Annotated in this window: 1 protein-coding gene; it reads right to left on the reverse strand. The window is 38.1% G+C overall.

All coding sequences use genetic code 11. The features are described from left to right. On the reverse strand, positions 1 to 239 hold a 239-nt coding region (locus ACR9ZK_RS23315; protein WP_481344287.1), incomplete at both ends, for a hypothetical protein.

A 239-nucleotide genomic window follows, 5' to 3' on the forward strand; every position in this document is an offset into this window, starting at 1 on the left:
TTTCTAAGTTTGGCAAATAATTTTTCTTTTCCATCGGGGATAGTATCTACATCCTCTTTTTTATCCGACCTAAGTTTCCCAACACCAATTTTCCCAAGCAAACCTTTCGCCTTCCCTTTCACAAAAGTCCAGAATTTTGTAATGGCTTTTTCGATACGGCCCCGTATTTTTTCGATGACTCCTTTCACTTTTTCTGCCAGTCCACTGATTCCTAATAATGATGCTAAAAAGCCTATCAA

Source organism: Monashia sp. HAY1-5C (assembly GCF_056755255.1).